The sequence below is a fragment of the Metapseudomonas otitidis genome (assembly GCF_011397855.1).
Lineage (GTDB): Bacteria > Pseudomonadota > Gammaproteobacteria > Pseudomonadales > Pseudomonadaceae > Metapseudomonas > Metapseudomonas otitidis.
Genome location: NZ_AP022642.1, coordinates 3,072,569 through 3,087,696 on the forward strand (window position 1 = coordinate 3,072,569; position 15,128 = coordinate 3,087,696).

Annotated in this window: 14 protein-coding genes; 9 read left to right on the forward strand and 5 right to left on the reverse strand. The window is 65.5% G+C overall.

The window, feature by feature from the left end; genetic code table 11:
* The first annotated feature begins 201 nt into the window (after positions 1-201).
* A complete protein-coding gene (locus tag PotMrB4_RS14095; protein ID WP_172433653.1) occupies positions 202-2,280 on the forward strand; it encodes a phosphocholine-specific phospholipase C in 2,079 nt (692 codons plus the stop codon).
* A gap of 50 nt (positions 2,281-2,330) precedes the next feature.
* Here PotMrB4_RS14095 and PotMrB4_RS14100 read toward each other — a convergent pair whose 3' ends face one another.
* Together PotMrB4_RS14100 and PotMrB4_RS14105 are read right to left on the reverse strand one after the other, a co-directional pair.
* Positions 2,331-3,065: a metallophosphoesterase gene (locus PotMrB4_RS14100; RefSeq protein ID WP_172433654.1), complete on the reverse strand. Its 735-nt coding sequence runs from the start codon at positions 3,063-3,065 to the stop codon at positions 2,331-2,333.
* A gap of 28 nt (positions 3,066-3,093) precedes the next feature.
* The gene (locus PotMrB4_RS14105; protein ID WP_172433655.1) at positions 3,094-3,654 is read right to left on the reverse strand and encodes an AAA family ATPase; all 561 of its coding nucleotides are present in this window, start codon (positions 3,652-3,654) and stop codon (positions 3,094-3,096) included.
* A 294-nt stretch (positions 3,655-3,948) separates the two neighbouring features.
* Here PotMrB4_RS14105 and PotMrB4_RS14110 point away from each other — a divergent pair, with 294 nt between their 5' ends.
* On the forward strand, positions 3,949-5,061 hold the full coding sequence (locus PotMrB4_RS14110) for a YheT family hydrolase (protein WP_172433656.1): 1,113 nt from the start codon (positions 3,949-3,951) through the stop codon (positions 5,059-5,061).
* Positions 5,062-5,085: 24 nt separating this feature from the next.
* Here the strand turns inward: PotMrB4_RS14110 and PotMrB4_RS14115 are convergent, their stop codons facing one another.
* A complete protein-coding gene (locus PotMrB4_RS14115; protein WP_142009193.1) occupies positions 5,086-5,754 on the reverse strand; it encodes a TetR/AcrR family transcriptional regulator in 669 nt (222 codons plus the stop codon).
* Positions 5,755-5,907: 153 nt separating this feature from the next.
* On the opposite strand from PotMrB4_RS14115, the gene phlG reads away from it, so the two are divergent.
* Complete coding sequence (gene phlG, locus PotMrB4_RS14120) at positions 5,908-6,792, forward strand: 2,4-diacetylphloroglucinol hydrolase (RefSeq protein WP_172433657.1); 885 nt, start codon at positions 5,908-5,910, stop codon at positions 6,790-6,792.
* Positions 6,793-6,834: 42 nt separating this feature from the next.
* Here phlG and PotMrB4_RS14125 read toward each other — a convergent pair whose 3' ends face one another.
* Positions 6,835-7,437 (reverse strand): TetR/AcrR family transcriptional regulator, encoded by a 603-nt coding sequence (locus PotMrB4_RS14125; protein WP_044402906.1) that lies wholly within the window; start codon positions 7,435-7,437, stop codon positions 6,835-6,837.
* A 519-nt stretch (positions 7,438-7,956) separates the two neighbouring features.
* On the opposite strand from PotMrB4_RS14125, the gene PotMrB4_RS14130 reads away from it, so the two are divergent.
* The 6 genes from PotMrB4_RS14130 to PotMrB4_RS14155 all read left to right on the forward strand — a co-directional run bounded on the left by PotMrB4_RS14130 (position 7,957) and on the right by PotMrB4_RS14155 (position 14,198).
* Positions 7,957-9,039 (forward strand): hydroxymethylglutaryl-CoA synthase, encoded by a 1,083-nt coding sequence (locus tag PotMrB4_RS14130; protein WP_172433658.1) that lies wholly within the window; start codon positions 7,957-7,959, stop codon positions 9,037-9,039.
* 26 nt (positions 9,040-9,065) lie between these two features.
* Positions 9,066-10,262, forward strand: coding sequence for a thiolase family protein (locus tag PotMrB4_RS14135; RefSeq protein ID WP_044402899.1), 1,197 nt, complete (start codon positions 9,066-9,068; stop codon positions 10,260-10,262).
* Between the two features lie 12 nt (positions 10,263-10,274).
* Entirely contained in the window at positions 10,275-10,715 is a 441-nt protein-coding gene (locus PotMrB4_RS14140; protein ID WP_172433659.1) for a Zn-ribbon domain-containing OB-fold protein, read from the forward strand.
* Positions 10,716-10,920: 205 nt separating this feature from the next.
* Positions 10,921-11,970, forward strand: coding sequence for a type III polyketide synthase (locus tag PotMrB4_RS14145; protein WP_044402893.1), 1,050 nt, complete (start codon positions 10,921-10,923; stop codon positions 11,968-11,970).
* 72 nt (positions 11,971-12,042) lie between these two features.
* A complete protein-coding gene (locus PotMrB4_RS14150) occupies positions 12,043-13,305 on the forward strand; it encodes an MFS transporter (RefSeq protein ID WP_172433660.1) in 1,263 nt (420 codons plus the stop codon).
* Positions 13,306-13,310: 5 nt separating this feature from the next.
* A complete protein-coding gene (locus PotMrB4_RS14155) occupies positions 13,311-14,198 on the forward strand; it encodes a fumarylacetoacetate hydrolase (RefSeq protein WP_164707348.1) in 888 nt (295 codons plus the stop codon).
* 214 nt (positions 14,199-14,412) lie between these two features.
* Here PotMrB4_RS14155 and PotMrB4_RS14160 read toward each other — a convergent pair whose 3' ends face one another.
* Positions 14,413-14,775 (reverse strand): hypothetical protein, encoded by a 363-nt coding sequence (locus PotMrB4_RS14160; protein WP_172433661.1) that lies wholly within the window; start codon positions 14,773-14,775, stop codon positions 14,413-14,415.
* Between the last annotated feature and the right edge of the window lie 353 nt (positions 14,776-15,128).

Genomic DNA, 15,128 nt, shown 5'->3' on the forward strand with positions numbered 1-15,128 from the left:
CTGTCAAGCAAAAGCTGGCCTAGACCAAAAACATGGCGTTGAAACGTGATGGGGTTTGCATGGATGGGCGTTGCAAGACGCGCTGAAACCAAAGCGTCTTTTTCCGTTACTAGCGTCGCCTGAGTTCGAACATCTCGCTGCCAGCGTCATGGAAGCGCTCAGCAGCCTTTTGCCACTCATACGACCTGGTGAGTTCCCCCGATGATTTCGAAAAGCAGAAGAAGCTTCATCCAGCTGGCGGCCGGCACGGTCGGTGCCACCGTCGCCAGCAGCCTGCTGCCGTCCAGCATCCAGGCGGCGCTGGCGATCCCCGCGCACCGCCGCCACGGCAACCTCAAGGACGTCGAGCATGTGGTGATCCTGATGCAGGAGAACCGCTCGTTCGACCATTACTTCGGCACCCTCAAGGGTGTCCGCGGCTTCGGCGACCGCGTGCCGATCCCGCTGCCCGACGGCCAGCGCGTGTGGCACCAGAAGGGCAGCAAGGGCGAGGTCCTGCCTTACCACTTCGACACCCGCACCACCAGCGCCCAGCGCGTGGACGGCACCCCGCACACCTGGCCCGACGCCCAGCAGGCCTGGAACGAGGGGCGCATGGACAAGTGGCTGCCGGCCAAGACCGAGCGCTCCCTGGGCTACTACAAGGAGCAGGACATCGCCTTCCAGTTCGCCCTGGCCAACGCCTTCACGGTCTGTGACGCGTACCACTGCTCGTTCCAGGGCGGCACCAACCCCAACCGCCTGTTCCTCTGGACCGGCACCAACGACCCGCTCGGCCAGCACGGCGGCCCGGTGACCACCAACGACCACGACAGCGAAGGCCCGGTGGAAGAGGGCTACACCTGGACCACCTACCCGGAACGGCTGCAGGCCGCCGGCATCAGCTGGCGCGTGTACCAGGACATGGCGGACAACTTCTCCGACAACCCGCTGATCGGCTTCCGCCAGTACCGCGCGGCCGGGCCGGACTCGCCGCTGATCGTCAACGGCCTGAGCACCTGGAAGCTGGATGCGCTGAAGCGCGACGTGCTGGCCAATACGCTGCCGCAGGTGTCGTGGATCGTGGCGCCGGCCAAGTATTCCGAGCACCCCGGCCCGTCGAGCCCGATCTGGGGCGCCGAATACACTGCCTGGGTGCTGGACGCGCTGACCGCCAACCCCGAGGTGTGGAGCAAGACCGCGCTGCTGGTGATGTTCGACGAGAACGACGGCTTCTTCGACCACATGGCGCCCCCTGCCGCGCCGGGCCTGAACGCCGACGGCACGCTGAACGGCAAGACCACCGCCGACGCCACCCTCGAATGGCACACCCAGGGCGATACCCGCTACCGCAACCAGCCCTACGGCCTCGGCCCGCGCGTGCCCATGTACGTGATCTCGCCGTGGAGCAAGGGCGGCTGGGTCAACTCCCAGGTGTTCGACCACACCTCGGTGATCCGCTTCCTCGAACAGCGCTTCGGTGTGATGGAACCCAACATCAGCCCCTGGCGCCGTGCGGTGTGTGGCGACCTGACCTCGGCCTTCGACTTCAGCCACCCCGACAACGGAGCACTCCCGGGGTTGCCGGACACCAGCCAGGCCGACGCCATCGTCGCCAGCCAGGTGAAGCTGCCCAAGCCCAAACCGCCAGCGGTGGCCGCCATGCCCAAGCAGGAGATGGGCCTGCGCCGTGCGCGCCCCTTGCCTTACGACCTGGCGGTGCACGCGCGCTACCGCGTCCGCGAGGAAGCCCTGAGCCTGACGTTCGCCAACACCGGCAAGGCCGGCGCGGTGTTCCAGGTCTATGACCTGCTGGACAGCGTCCGCGCGCCGAAACGCTACACGGTCGGTGCCCACCGGCGCCTGCATGACCGCTTCACGGGGGACGCCAGCGGCGACTACCACCTGGAAGTGCACGGCCCCAACGGCTTCCTGCGGGTGTTCCGTGGCAACCTGCGCGTGGCCGCTGCCGACCGCAGGGCGCCTCAGCCCGAAGTGCGCATCGACCACGACCCGCTGTTCGGAAGGCTGGTGGTGCAGCTGGTCAACCGAGGCCTCAAGCCTCTGCGCATGACAGTGAAGGACAACGTCTACTACCGTGGCGAAAGCCAGACCCTGACCGTCGCCCCGGGCCAGCGCCGCGAGGTGCGCTACTCGCTGCGCAGCAGCGGCAACTGGTACGACTTCAGTGTCAGCGCACAGGGTGTGGAGGGCTTTTTGCGGCGCTTCAGCGGCCACCTGGAAGACGGCCGCCCGAGCTTCAGTGATCCGGGGATGGGCCTAGGTACCTTGACCTTCTGAGGCGTGACCCGGCCCGCGTGGGCGGGCCGGGTCTTGGCACTGCCAGTGCCCTAAAGCTCCAGCACCAGGTCAGGCGACCAATCAGTGAGTTCACCGGGATAGCCGCGCGGGTTGCACACCACGCGGGTGGTGCCCGTCCTGTAGTCGCACGCGGTGTGGGAGTGGCCGTGAACCCAGAGGTCCGCGCCCATCTCCAGCAGGTCGTCGTACCGGTTGGCGTAGGCGGCGTCCATGTGACCGCCCGCGTAGGGGTTGTCTGCCAGTGAGCGCAGGGACGGGGCGTGGTGGGTGATCACCACCGTCGGGCCGTCATGGGGCGTGGTGAGTTTCTCCCGCAGCCAGTTGCGCGCCAGCACCGATTCATCCTTGAGGTCGGCGGGCCGGATCCGCCGAAACTCGCCGGTGCGGATCTTCTTGAAGTCGTTCATGCCGTTCTGCGCGGTGAAGGCGGCTATCGCCGGGTTGCCGGTTGCGCAGTAGTCGGTCCAGAGGGTGGCGCCGAGAAACCGGGTACCACCGATCATCACCTCGTCCCGGTCCAGGACGCGAACGCGCGCGTCCTGCGCGGCCTTCATCTTCTCCAGGGTCCGCTTCAGGTGCCCACCGTAGTACTCGTGGTTACCCGGTACGTAGAGCACCTGGCCTGAAAACACCTCCCGTGCCCAATGCACGCCACGGCACTTTAGGTCGATGTCACCGGCGAGGATCACCACGTCCGCGTCCAGCACCTGGGGCTGGAAGAGACTGAATTCGTTGTGCAGGTCTGACAGCAGGTGGATACGCATGGTCGTACTGGCGCCTGGGGGAGGGGGTTCAGTCGTTCAGCGGCGCGCCGGTGCGCAGGCCTGAGACGACCCGTGATGCCTGGATGCCCGCCAGGAAACGCTCGGTATCCCGGTTGGAGCGCAGGCGCACGACGCGGCAGGTGGAGGGCGCGGTGGCGGCGAGCTGTTCCATCTTGGCCCGGGCCGATTGCCGGGTGCGCCACATGAAGCCGAAGAACTCGGGGAGGTTGCCCAGTTGCTCCGGGCAGTTCTCCGGCAGGTCGGGGCGGGTGCGGCCCCGCAGGGACAGGGTACGCAGCAGTACGCGCCAGAAACGGAGCGGTGCCGAGCGGTCGATCCAGACCAGCAGGTCGGCCCGGGCGAGCCGGTTGCCCCAGGTTTCGGAGTGGCCGCCTTCGAAGATCCAGCGCTCACGGGCCTCGACTTCGTGGCACAGGCGGGTCTTCTCGTCCCGGGTGCGCTCCACCCAGCCCGGCTGCCAATGGATGGTGTCGATGTGGACGACCGGCAAGCCGGTCAGTTCGCCCAGCCTGCGGGCCAGTGTGCTTTTGCCGGACCCGGGTTGGCCGATGATCATCACGCGCTGCATCAAGACTCCTTCTCGCTGTACGTCCTCGACAGGGCGGCAAGGGTAGGGCAATCAGGGCCTGCCTTTCAAAGCCCCGGCAGGACGCGCGCGTGCTAGCCGTCTGGTGCGTTTGCGTTCTCTTGAGCTGTAACCGTTGACCGCAGGCCCTTGAGGGGGCCGTCGACAAAGCGGGCACCGACTTCCACATGCAATTGCCTCGAGCAGCCCATCGGCAAGATACTCCGGGCCCAGCTGCGCGCCTGAGCGGGCATGGGCCCATGCCGGGGCAGGTTTCTGTCTGATTGAGGAGTTCCGATGTCGATCTGGATCACCGCGTTACCCGTGCTGGCGGTCGGGCTCGGCGCCCACTATCTGCGCACGGCGGCGCGCAAGCCGGAGCTGGTCTACCAGGCCAACCCGGAGAACCAGGCGCTGGTCGCCCAGGTGCCGCGCCTCACCCGGCGCTTCTGGGCGACGCCCTGGCTGTTCAACGGCCACCTGCAACTGCTCGGCCTGGGCCTGAAGAAGGCCTTCGCCCCGCGCCTGGCCTACGACCGGGTCGACACCCTGCGCATGGCCGATGGCGGCACCACGGCGCTGCACTGGCTCGGCGCCGAGCTGCCGGCGGAGGTGCCGACCCTGGTGGTGCTGCACACCATCACCGGCTCGCCCCACAGCATGCGCGGCTTCGTGCGGGACCTGCAGCGGCTCACCGGCTGGCGCGTGGTGTTCTGCGAGCGCCGTGGCCACGGCCGGCTGCCGCTGACCAGCCCGCGCTTCAACACCATGGGCGACACGGCGGACCTGCGCGAGCAGCTGCGCGTGATCGGCGAGCGCTACCCCCACTCGCCGCTCTACGCCGCGGGCATTTCCGCCGGCACGGGGCTGCTGATCCGCTACCTGGGCGAGGAGGGCGAGGCGACGCCGTTGCGCGGCGCCTTCGCCTACTGCCCGGGTTACGACATCCGCGTTGCCTTCGCCCGCTCGCGCGCACCCTACACCCGCCTGATGGCACGCAAGCTGGTTCGCCAGTTCGTCACCCCCAACCGCGACGCGCTGGCGCACCTGCCCAGCCTCGCCGCCCTGGAGGGTGCGCAGAGCCTGGATGAATTCCACCGGCACCTGTACGAGTGCGCGGGCTACCCCAGCCAGCAGGCCTACCTGGAGAGCTGCAACCCGATCACGGTGATGGAGACGGTGAGCATCCCGCTGCTGGTGCTCAACGCCGAGGATGATCCGGTGTGCGTGGTGGGCAACGTGCGCGACCACCAGCACGCCATGGCACGCATGCCCAGGACCGTGCTGGCGGTCACCCGGCGCGGCAGCCACTGCGCCTACCTCGCCGGGTTCACCGCGCGCTCGTGGGCGCATCACCTGGCGGCCGAGTTTCTCCGGGCGGTTCACGAGCGCCCGTCTGCAGAGCGCTAGGGCAGGGCAGCCGCCCGGTCGGTCTCAACCGGCGCGGTGCGGCTCGCCAATGGCCGCGAGGCCGCCCAGGGCGAAGGTGAGCATGTGCTCAAGCAGGGGTTGCGGCTGGGTGTCGAGGCCGGGCAGGACGGTGGTGCTGAGGGTGTCGTGGGCGATCAGCAGGAACAGGCAGGGCGAGAAGATGTTCAGCGCACTGCGCAGCACCGCCGGGTCGTCCTCCGGCAGGCCCAGCAGTTCGCCGATGATGCGGCGGGCAGCACGCGCCTTGGGGAAGGACTCCATCTTCAGCACGGCCGGCAGCAGCGGGGAAGGGGAGAGCAGCTCCCGCGCCAGCACCTTGGCGGGCCAGGCCAGGCGGGGGCTGCCGAGGCTGCCCAGCAATTCGGCGATGAGCCGGCGCAGCTTGTCTTGGCCTGACAGTTCGCTTGTAGACAGCGCCTCCAGCGTCTCCAGGCTCATGATCCGCTGGTGGGCTTCCAGCAGCACGGCGGTGTAGAGGCCGTCCTTGCCCTCGAAGTGGTAGTTCACCGCAGCCGCGTTGGCCTGGGAGCGGGCGCAGATCTCCTTGCTGGTGGTATTGGCGAAGCCGCGTTCAGCGAAAACCTGCCCGGCGATCTCGAGTATCTGCTGGCGTGTGGCCTGGCCGTCCTGGCGAGAGGCGCGACCGGCGGGCTGCTGCTCTGTAGCTGTCATGGAACCGACTCTGTGGCTTAGTTTAAATTCAAATTTGACTTTGTTTTTGACCTGTCCTAGCGTCTCAGGGGCCGACACCTTCCCGCAGGGAGGTGAGATATGTGATCCGTCCGCGCCTGATCCCCATCGCAACCAACGATGCAGGTTACTTCAATGCAAACACGCGTGATGGTGCCATTCAGTTATTTTTCCCTGCCGATGCAGAAGCAGTTCCTGCGCAACCGCGAAGCGATTCGCGGCAAGCCTTACGCGCGCTTCTTCAGCGGAGACATGCAGGTCCCGTTGTCTGCCGTGCAACTGTTGCAGCGCGGACCGTTGCCCCTTGAGCAGACCCTGACGCCGTCGGTGGACGACATCAATCGCCTGCTCGATCCCGACTACCGCAGTGCGGAAGCCGGGTACGCACTGTTGAGCGGGCCGATGGCCTATGTCCAGAGCCGGAAGTTCTTTCCGGGCTGTAGCGCACGCATGTTCGAGTGGTGGTTCCTCTGGCACCCGCTGGAGGCCGAGCGCTACATGCTCTGGTTTCCTTACGCGCACGTGAAGAATCCCTGCCTAAATGCCCACAAGCTCTGTGACGACGGCTGCTGCTTCACCGAGCGGCTCTACGGCAACAGTTTCTGCGCCACGGAGTACGTCGGCTCGCGCCTGATGGACCTGAAGATCGACTTCCGCGAGCCATCGGAACTGGGGCTGGACCCGGCGCTGTACCGCGAAGCGAAGATCGATGGCAGCGTGAGTGCGCTGATGAGCCTGGCCCAGGAGCCGGACGTGCCGGTGTCGCTGATGGTCCACCTGTTCAAGGAAACGGAGGAGGGGATGTGGCTGACCAGCCGTTACTGGGTCGGTGCGCACCCGTCGATGGCGCGGTTCCCCGGTGCTGAACGGGCAGAGAGCTTGTTGGCCGGGTTGGGGCTGGATGCTGCCGGGCTGGAGGAGCTGGCATTCGAGTTCGCGGTGCACGACCTGTGCGAGTTCAATCACCTGGCGAGTTTCCTGCCGGAACTCTACCGCGATTTTTCAGGCCATCCGGCCTGATCCTGGACGACCCGCGCTCCCTGCGGGTCTTTGTCTTGCTGGTCAGGCGGTGGGGGAGGCGCAGACACCGCTGGTCAGCATGTTGATGAAGTCATCGATGTCCTCTTCGGCCCGCAACTGGTCGGTGAGCAGGCGGTACCAGCAGAACCCGAAGATCATGTCGAGCAGCAGGTCCTGGTTGATGTCCTTCGGCAGTTCACCGCGATTCACGGCATTTTCCACCAGGCGTTTGGGCACTTCCCGGCGCCGTTCCATGAACTGATCCTTGAGTTCCTCCAGCGTTTCCGGGTCCAGCTGGGCCTCGGCGATGACGCTCCGAAAGGCCAGGCCGCAAATGGTCTCCCGCCAGATCTTCCAGAGATTGTGCAGAAGAAACGAGAGATCTTCGCGGAACGAGCCAAGTTCCGGGAAGATGCGGATCTGCTCGCTTTCCTTCTCGTACACCTCGGCAATCAGCGCTGCCTTGTTCCGCCACCAGCGGTAGATCGTCGGTTTGCTGGCGCTTGCCCGTCTTGCGACGGACTCGATGCTCAACCCGGCATAACCGCTTTCCATCAGGATCTCGGTCGTCGACTTGAGGATGGCTTTGTGCGCATGCGGGCTACGCAGCGAGCCGATGGAGCTTCGTGAGCGTGTTCGAGTCAAGGCAAAAGTCCCCATAGAAAATGTGTTGACAAACGAATTCTAAGGTATAGGCTGATTTTACGAAACGATACGGACCGTTTCGTGCAGTGAATTTGTAACAAAACTTCCTCTTGAGATGGGGGGATCGGGTCGGCGGTCACATATCACGGCAGAAGTAACCACGGCTACCGATACCTCTCTCTCTTGGGCAAACGAAGTTGAAGTGTTTCATAAAATAGATACGGTACGTTCCGTATTCTAAAAGGAGGTCGATGACGGGAAGGTGATGTTTGCGCAATGCCCTGCACAGCGCCGTTGGCGCTGGCAACGCAAGCACGCCCCATGCGTGAGAGAGCTATCGGTGCCCGTGAAACAACCTGCGGACGTCGCGGACACCCTGTGGCGAGCGGACGACTCGTGCGTTCCCGCCTGGAACTAGAAAGCAGGAGTGCCTTTTTTCGATGTGATTTGCGTGCTGCCCATTCCGGACGGCAAGGGATGGCTTGTCTCAATGAAAATGTGCTCAAGAGGAATACGACCGTGCATAAGACAGGAATTGTCAGTTACGGCTACGGGCTGCCCGTGTGCCGCCTGAAAGTCGAAGAGGTGCTCAGCGTCTGGCGTAACGCCGACCTGAGACTGGTCAGGGATCAGTTAGGGATAACCGAACGTGCCGTGCTCCAGCCGGACGAGGATGTGATCACCCTGGGTGCCCTCGCGGCCCAGCAGGCGGTGGAGCAGGGCGGTATCGCCGAGCTCGACGCCTTGTACCTGGGAACCTGCACCAACCCCTATGAATCCCGCGCCTCGGCGGCGGTGATCCTGGAGATGCTCGGCAGCGGCTACGACGCCTTCTGCGCCGACGTCCAGTTCGCCGGCAAGTCCGGCACCTCGGCCCTGCAGATCGGCCACGCCCTGGTCGCCTCCGGCATGGCCCGCAACGCCCTGGCCATCGGTGCCGACACCATCAACCGCAACACCGCCCCGGGCGACCTCACCGAAGCCTACGCCGGCGCCGGTGCCGCCGCGCTGCTGCTGGGCAGCGACAACCTGATCGCCGAGTTCGACGGCAGCTTCTCCTGCGCCGCTGACGTGGCCGACAACATCCGCCCGCAAGGCGAGCGCTACATCCGCTCCGGCATGGGCCTGGGCTCCGACAAGAACAGCATCGGCCTGGAAGAGCAGACCGCCCGCGCCGTACACGGCCTGTTCAAGAAGCTCGGCACCTCCAGCCATGACTACGACTACGCGGTGTTCCAGCAGAACCTCGTCTCCACCCCCCGCTCGCTGGGCCGCCACCTGGGCTTCGAGCCGCGCCAGATCGAGCCCGGCATCTACGCCGGCAGCGTCGGCGACACCGGCTCGGCCAGCCCGCTGCTGGGGTTGATCAACGTGCTCGACCAGGCACGCCCGGGGCAGAAGATCCTCCTCTCGTCGTACGGGTTCGGCGCCGGCAGCGATGCCATCGCGCTGACGGTCACCGACGCCATCCTCGCCTACCAGCAGCGCGCCAAGCCGCTGCGCAAGGTGCTGGAGAACAAGGTGTACGTGGATTACGGCACGTCGATCAAATACGAATTCAAGTATTTGCGCGCCGACTACGCCCTGACCGCCTACCTCTGACCGCCCGTACTGCAAGGAGCACAACCATGACTGCACGTCGCGTTGCAATCGTGTCGGCCGCCCATACGCCGAAACCCGGCAACTCCCGCGTCCGGCAGACCTTCAAGGAAATGATCGTCGAGTCCGCCTACGAGGCCATCCACGCCGCCAAGATGCACCCGCGTGAGATCCAGGGTGTCGCCTACGGCTACCACGGCGAGGGCATTTCCGAATACGGCGGCCTCGGCCCGACCCTGTCCGACGCCCTCGGCATCAGCCCCGCGCCCACCTTCATGAGCACCGCCAACTGCACCAGCAGCTCGGTGTCGTTCCAGATGGCCCACCAGATGGTGGCCTCCGGTGAATACGACATCGTCCTGTGCGGCGGCTTCGAGAAGATGACCGACCACTTCAACTACGCCGAGTACATCGGCTCCAGCACCGAGTGCGAGTACGACTACTTCCTCGGCATCTCCCACACCGACGCCTTCGCCCTGGCCACCGCCGAGTACTTCCACAAGTACGGCTACGCCGGTCGCGAGGCCGACGTGCTCGCCAGCTTCGGCCGGCAGATGCGCATCTACGCCCACAACACCCCCGGCTCCACCCGCTACGGCCACCCCATCCCCAGCCTCGAAGAGCTCAAGCGCACCGAAGCCTGCGGCTCCATGCTCGCCTGGGGCGAGGCCAGCGGCTGCGCCATCCTCGTGGCCGAGCACCTGGCCCACAAGTACACCGACAAACCGGTGTTCGTGCGGGGCTGCGCCTACACCGGCGTGTCGCACTACTACGGCACCCGCTACCACAACCCGACGCTGAAGTACCCGGGCCTGCCCCAGGACGTCGGCATGGCCGTCTCGGCCAACTCCATCGCCTGCGCCGAGATCGCCTACAAGAAGGCCGGCATCACCGCCAAGGACATCGACGTCGCCCAGGTCTACGACCTGCTCGGCGCCGGGCTCATCCAGATGGAATCCATGGGCGTGTGCAAACCCGGCCAGGCCGGCGACTTCGTCCGTGAGGGCGGCATCGCCCTCGACGGCCAACTGCCGTTGAACACCGACGGCGGCAACATCGGACGCGGCCACGCCTCCGGCGCCGACGGCATCCTGCACATCACCGAACTGTTCCGCCAGTTGCGCGGCGAGTCCACCAACCAGGTTCCCGGCGCCCGTATCGCCGTCTCGCAGAACCTGGGGGGGTACGCCGCCCACAACTCGGTGATCGTCCTGGCCAACGACTGAGGAGTGTCGACCATGTCTCTCTACCCCGAACAGATCCACCGGATGACCACCGCCAGCATGCTCCGCGAATGGCGCGAGCACGGCGGCAAGTACCGGCTCGAAGGCAGCCGTTGCGACGAATGCCACGAGATTTTCTTCCCCCGGCGCACCGTCTGCGGCGCCTGCAACTCGCTGAAGGTCAGCGCCTACCGCTGCGTGCGCACCGGCCATATCGAAGTCATGGCCAACGCCGAGAACCCGATCCTCGCGGCCATGGGCTATGGCGAAGTGGTGCCCCGGCACATCGCCATGGTGCGGCTGGACGACGGCCTGGTGATCGCCTCCGAGATCGTCGACGTCGTCGACCCGGCCCTGCTCAAGGTCGGCGCGCGCGTGAGGATGGTGGTGCGCAAGCAGGTGCGTGAAAGCAACCTGGCCTGGCAGTACGCCTACAAGTTCGTACTCGACCACTGAGGCTCTTGCCGCGGGGCCCGGATGGGCTCCGTGGCAGCTAAAACAAGAACGTCATTTTCCGGCGTGCGGTTTACGCCCTTTTCTCCTGCCGCTGCCCCCCCGGGAAGTGCTGGCCCACGCCAGCGCTGACGGGCTTGGCTGTGCCTGAAGAACGGGTTCCTACCCACTGAATGAACAAATTTTGAACGATCAACGAGGATTCAACATGTCGACTCTTTGCCAACCCCACGTACTGTTTCCGCAACACAAGATCACCCAGCAGCAGATGATCGAGCACCTGGAGAACCTCCACGGTGACCATCCGCGCATGGCCCTGGCCAAGCGCATGATCCTCAACACCGAGGTCAACGAGCGCCACCTCGTGCTGCCCATCGACGAGCTGGCCATCCACACCGGCTTCACCCACCGCAGCATCGTCTACGAGCGTGCCGCCCGCGAGATGTCCTCCGCCGCCGCGCGCCAGGCGCTGGACAACGCCGGCCTCAAGCCCGAGGACGTGCGCATGGTCATCGTCACCTCCTGCACCGGCTTCATGATGCCGTCGCTCACCGCCCACCTGATCAACGACCTCGGCCTGCCGAACTCCACCATCCAGCTGCCCATCGCCCAGCTCGGCTGCGTGGCCGGCGCCGCCGCCATCAACCGCGCCCATGACTTCGCCACCCTGAAGGCCGACAACCACGTGCTGATCGTCTCCCTGGAGTTCTCCTCGCTGTGCTACCAGCCGGACGACACCAAGCTGCACTCCTTCATCTCGGCGGCGCTGTTCGGCGATGCCGTCTCCGCCTGCGTGCTGCGCGCCGACGACGAGGCCAAGGGCTTCCGCATCAAGGCCACCGACTCGTTCTTCCTGCCCAAGAGCGAGCACTTCATCAAGTACGACGTGAAGGACACCGGCTTCCACTTCACCCTCGACAAGGCCGTGATGAACTCCATCAAGGACGTCGCCCCGGTGATCGAGCGCCTCAACCAGGCCGGCTACCAGCAGAACTGCGCGCAGAACGACTTCTTCATCTTCCACACCGGCGGCCGCAAGATCCTCGACGAACTGGTCCGCCACCTGGACCTGCCGTCCGAGCGCGTCTCGCTCTCGCGTACCAGCCTCTCCGAGGCCGGCAACATCGCCAGCGTGGTGGTCTTCGACGTCCTGCGCCGGCAGTTCGACAGCTCCCCCAAACCCGGCAGCAAAGGCCTGCTCGCCGCGTTCGGGCCGGGCTTCACCGCCGAAATGGCACTCGGTGAATGGGCAGCCTGAGTACCCTCGGGCACGGTGGCGCGGGGTAACCCGCGCCACCTTTTTCGGCTCCTTAGAAGAGGAGGGCTGGCCATGCGCGAGCAGGCAAGCGACACGGGCTGGGATGCCCGCTACGAAACACGCATGGTGATCCTGCTGTCGCTGAGCTTCGGCCTGGTGGGGCTGGATCGCTTCATCATCCTGCCGCTGTTCCCGCTGATCATGCGCGACCTGCAGCTGGATTATCAGGACCTCGGCAACATCTCCGCGGCCCTGGCGCTCACCTGGGGCGTCTCCGCCCTGGGCATGGGCTGCCTGGTGGAACGGCTCGGCGCCAAGCGCGTGCTGGTCGTCTCCGTGCTCGCCTTCTCGCTGCTCTCGGGGCTCTCCGCCCTGGCCGGCGGGGTGCTCGGGCTCATCCTCCTGCGCGGCCTCATGGGCTTCTCGGAGGGCGCGTTCACGCCCACCAGCATCAGCGTCACCACCCAGGTCTCGCACCCCCGGCGCACCGGCTTCAACATCGGCGTGCAGCAGGCGGTGTTCCCCATCCTCGGGCTCGGCCTCGGGCCGCTGATCGCCGCCGGCCTGCTGGCCTGGCTCGGCTCCTGGCGCTGGGTGTTCATCAGCGTGTCCATCCCCGGGTTCATCCTCGCCTGGTGGCTGCAGCGCACCTACCGCCCCGTCCCCGCACCCCTCCAGGCCGGGCAGGAGCGGCCCTGGCGCCTGTGGCTCGCGGCCCTCGGCAGTGGCAACGTGCGGCGCAACATCGGCATCATGTTCTGCATCCTCACCTGCCAGTTCGTGCTCTGCGCGCTGCTGCCCAGCTACCTCACCGACCACCTCGGGCTGTCGCTGGAGGCGATGGCGCTGGTGATCTCGGCGATCGGCTTCGGCGGCTTCGTCGGCCAACTGATCATCCCCGGCCTGTCCGACCGCTTCGGGCGCAAACCAGTGGTGCTGCTCTCGTTCTGTGCCAGCGCCGCACTGGTCGCCACGCTGATCGTCACCCCCGCCGAGCCTTGGTTGCTGTTCCTGGTGCTGTTCTTCATCACCTTCTTCAATTTCAGCCTCATCTGCCTCACCGTGGGCCCGCTCACGGGCGAATCGGTGGCGCCGCACCTGCTCACGGCCGCCACCGGCATCGTCATCGGCTTCGGCGAAATCCTCGGCGGCGGCCTGGCGCCGATCCTCGCCGGCTACCTCGCCACCCACCACGGCTTGCCATCGATCCTCTACCTGGCCCTGGCCGGCAGCCTCGCCGGCCTGTGCCTGGCGCTCGGGCTCAAGGAAGGCCGCGCGCAGGCACCCCGCGAAGCCACACCGCCGGCCAACGCCGCACTGCTTATTAGGGAGTAATTGAAATGGGCGACTACCTGAAAGTCCTCGACATCGAACACAGCGGCGGGCCGCGCATCGGCCTGCTGGGCGACGACCCCGCTCACACGGTGCGGGTGCACGGCGAAAGCAGCGGCCTCTACCAGACCCTGCAGGACTGCGCGCGCCGCCACCAGGACCACCTGGCGCACCTGCGCCACCTGCCGGGCCCGACGCACACGCTGCCGGCCCTGCGCCAGGAAACCCGCCTGCGCCCGCCCGCCATGCCCGACAACCCGCTGCTCACCCACGTCAGCGGCCTGCCGCTGGGCGCGCGGGACGATGCCGGCTGGTTCTACAAGGGCAACGGCCGCGTCCTGCGCATCGACCGCGACGACCTGGAAGTGCCTTACCACGTCCAGGCCATCGCGGCGGACGCCTGCCTGGTCTCCATCTACCTGGTGGGCTCGCGGGGCCAGTTGCTCCACGTCGGCGTCACCCTCGGCCACGACCTGCACGACCCGCTGCAGGGCCAATCCGCCCGCGCCCACCTGCTCGAATGCGCCGTGGCCTCGGAACTGCTGCTGGGCGAGCTGGACGAACCGCTGCACCTGCGCCAACGCATCGAACGCAATGGCACCTGCTTCAGCGAAACCCACCTGCGCCTCGACCCACAGGCCTGGCGCGCCTCGCGGGAAGCCGGCGAAGCCCTGCTGGAGCAGCACCCGCAATTCCTCCAGCCGGGCATGGTCCACTACCTGTTCAGCCGCCTCGACAGCGAAATCGTCGCCACCCACCTGCAGCACGGCGACTGCCTGGAACTGAGCTGCCCCATGCTCGACATGCGCCTCGAAAACCGCATCGTCGAAGAGGAGCTGCGCCACCTGCTGCCGCTCTCATCACGCCGCCGCGCGGGGCAGGGCAGAGCGGCCTGAGTCAGCAAGGTGGGCCGGGTGGCGTTCCGCTTCAGCCCACCAACTTGCCCAGCGAGCGCAACACAGAAAAACGCCGCATTCCCATGCGGCGCTTTTTATTCGAACTCCAGTGGGAGCGACGTCAGGATGACCCATGCTTTAAGGTGTGCCGTACACATCGTCGCGAGGAACTGCCGGTAGGTCTCTATACCGTCACGACGAGCCCCAAGAGGTCCTACGCGCTACCGGCAGCATCAAAGAGCTCCAGCTCTAGCCTATCGATAACCTTTATCAACACGTCAGAGTCGTAGGGCTTCCTGTCGATAGGCACGGACTTAAGCCACTGCAAATACGCTCTGAACATCTCTTTTCTTTCAGGCGTGATCAGCCATCTATCAAGATCAATATCTCTTAAGCCGGGAGGCATGGTTTCGTACTCATCCATCCAGGAACAGCACGCCAGAATCAACCAATTGTGCTCAGAGCCTTCATCAACTCTGGATTTTAAGTTGAAGGCAATCGCCTTGATGAGCTCGTAGAGGCTCGCATCATTGATAAATGCATGCCTGCCCTCAAACGTTACGGTGCTTGTAGCCATCTCTCTTCCTTATGGAGAAGTCACCCCAGCTCGGTCGGCAGGATACGACGCATTACTGGAATGCGACACGGATCATGCAGCGAGCTCAGGCCTGACGAACCAAGCCGGCGAGCACCTGCTCGAGCCCCTGGCGATAGGTAGTCACTTCGAAGGCAGGAAAGCGCTGCTTGAACTTCTACGAATCGAAAAGATTGTCGTGCTCGTAGCGCGGCAGCAGCTCCGTAGCTCGCCCGGAAGCGAAGGGCATGGAGCGCATGGCCGAACCCTAAGGTTCAAGCTCGGTTCAAGGTCAAACCGCACCGAACCGTCATTCACGGCCGGATTGGTGGGGATAGGCATGCTGAATGGTAGTT

Bases quoted from the DNA above. Each gene is read 5' to 3' on its own strand.
- PotMrB4_RS14095 (WP_172433653.1), top strand. From the start codon at position 202: ATGATTTCGAAAAGCAGAAGAAGCTTCATCCAGCTGGCGGCCGGCACG.
- PotMrB4_RS14100 (WP_172433654.1), bottom strand. From the start codon at position 3,065: ATGCGTATCCACCTGCTGTCAGACCTGCACAACGAATTCAGTCTCTTC.
- PotMrB4_RS14105 (WP_172433655.1), bottom strand. From the start codon at position 3,654: ATGCAGCGCGTGATGATCATCGGCCAACCCGGGTCCGGCAAAAGCACA.
- PotMrB4_RS14110 (WP_172433656.1), top strand. From the start codon at position 3,949: ATGTCGATCTGGATCACCGCGTTACCCGTGCTGGCGGTCGGGCTCGGC.
- PotMrB4_RS14115 (WP_142009193.1), bottom strand. From the start codon at position 5,754: ATGACAGCTACAGAGCAGCAGCCCGCCGGTCGCGCCTCTCGCCAGGAC.
- phlG (WP_172433657.1), top strand. From the start codon at position 5,908: ATGCAAACACGCGTGATGGTGCCATTCAGTTATTTTTCCCTGCCGATG.
- PotMrB4_RS14135 (WP_044402899.1), top strand. From the start codon at position 9,066: ATGACTGCACGTCGCGTTGCAATCGTGTCGGCCGCCCATACGCCGAAA.
- PotMrB4_RS14140 (WP_172433659.1), top strand. From the start codon at position 10,275: ATGTCTCTCTACCCCGAACAGATCCACCGGATGACCACCGCCAGCATG.
- PotMrB4_RS14145 (WP_044402893.1), top strand. From the start codon at position 10,921: ATGTCGACTCTTTGCCAACCCCACGTACTGTTTCCGCAACACAAGATC.
- PotMrB4_RS14150 (WP_172433660.1), top strand. From the start codon at position 12,043: ATGCGCGAGCAGGCAAGCGACACGGGCTGGGATGCCCGCTACGAAACA.
- PotMrB4_RS14155 (WP_164707348.1), top strand. From the start codon at position 13,311: ATGGGCGACTACCTGAAAGTCCTCGACATCGAACACAGCGGCGGGCCG.
- PotMrB4_RS14160 (WP_172433661.1), bottom strand. From the start codon at position 14,775: ATGGCTACAAGCACCGTAACGTTTGAGGGCAGGCATGCATTTATCAAT.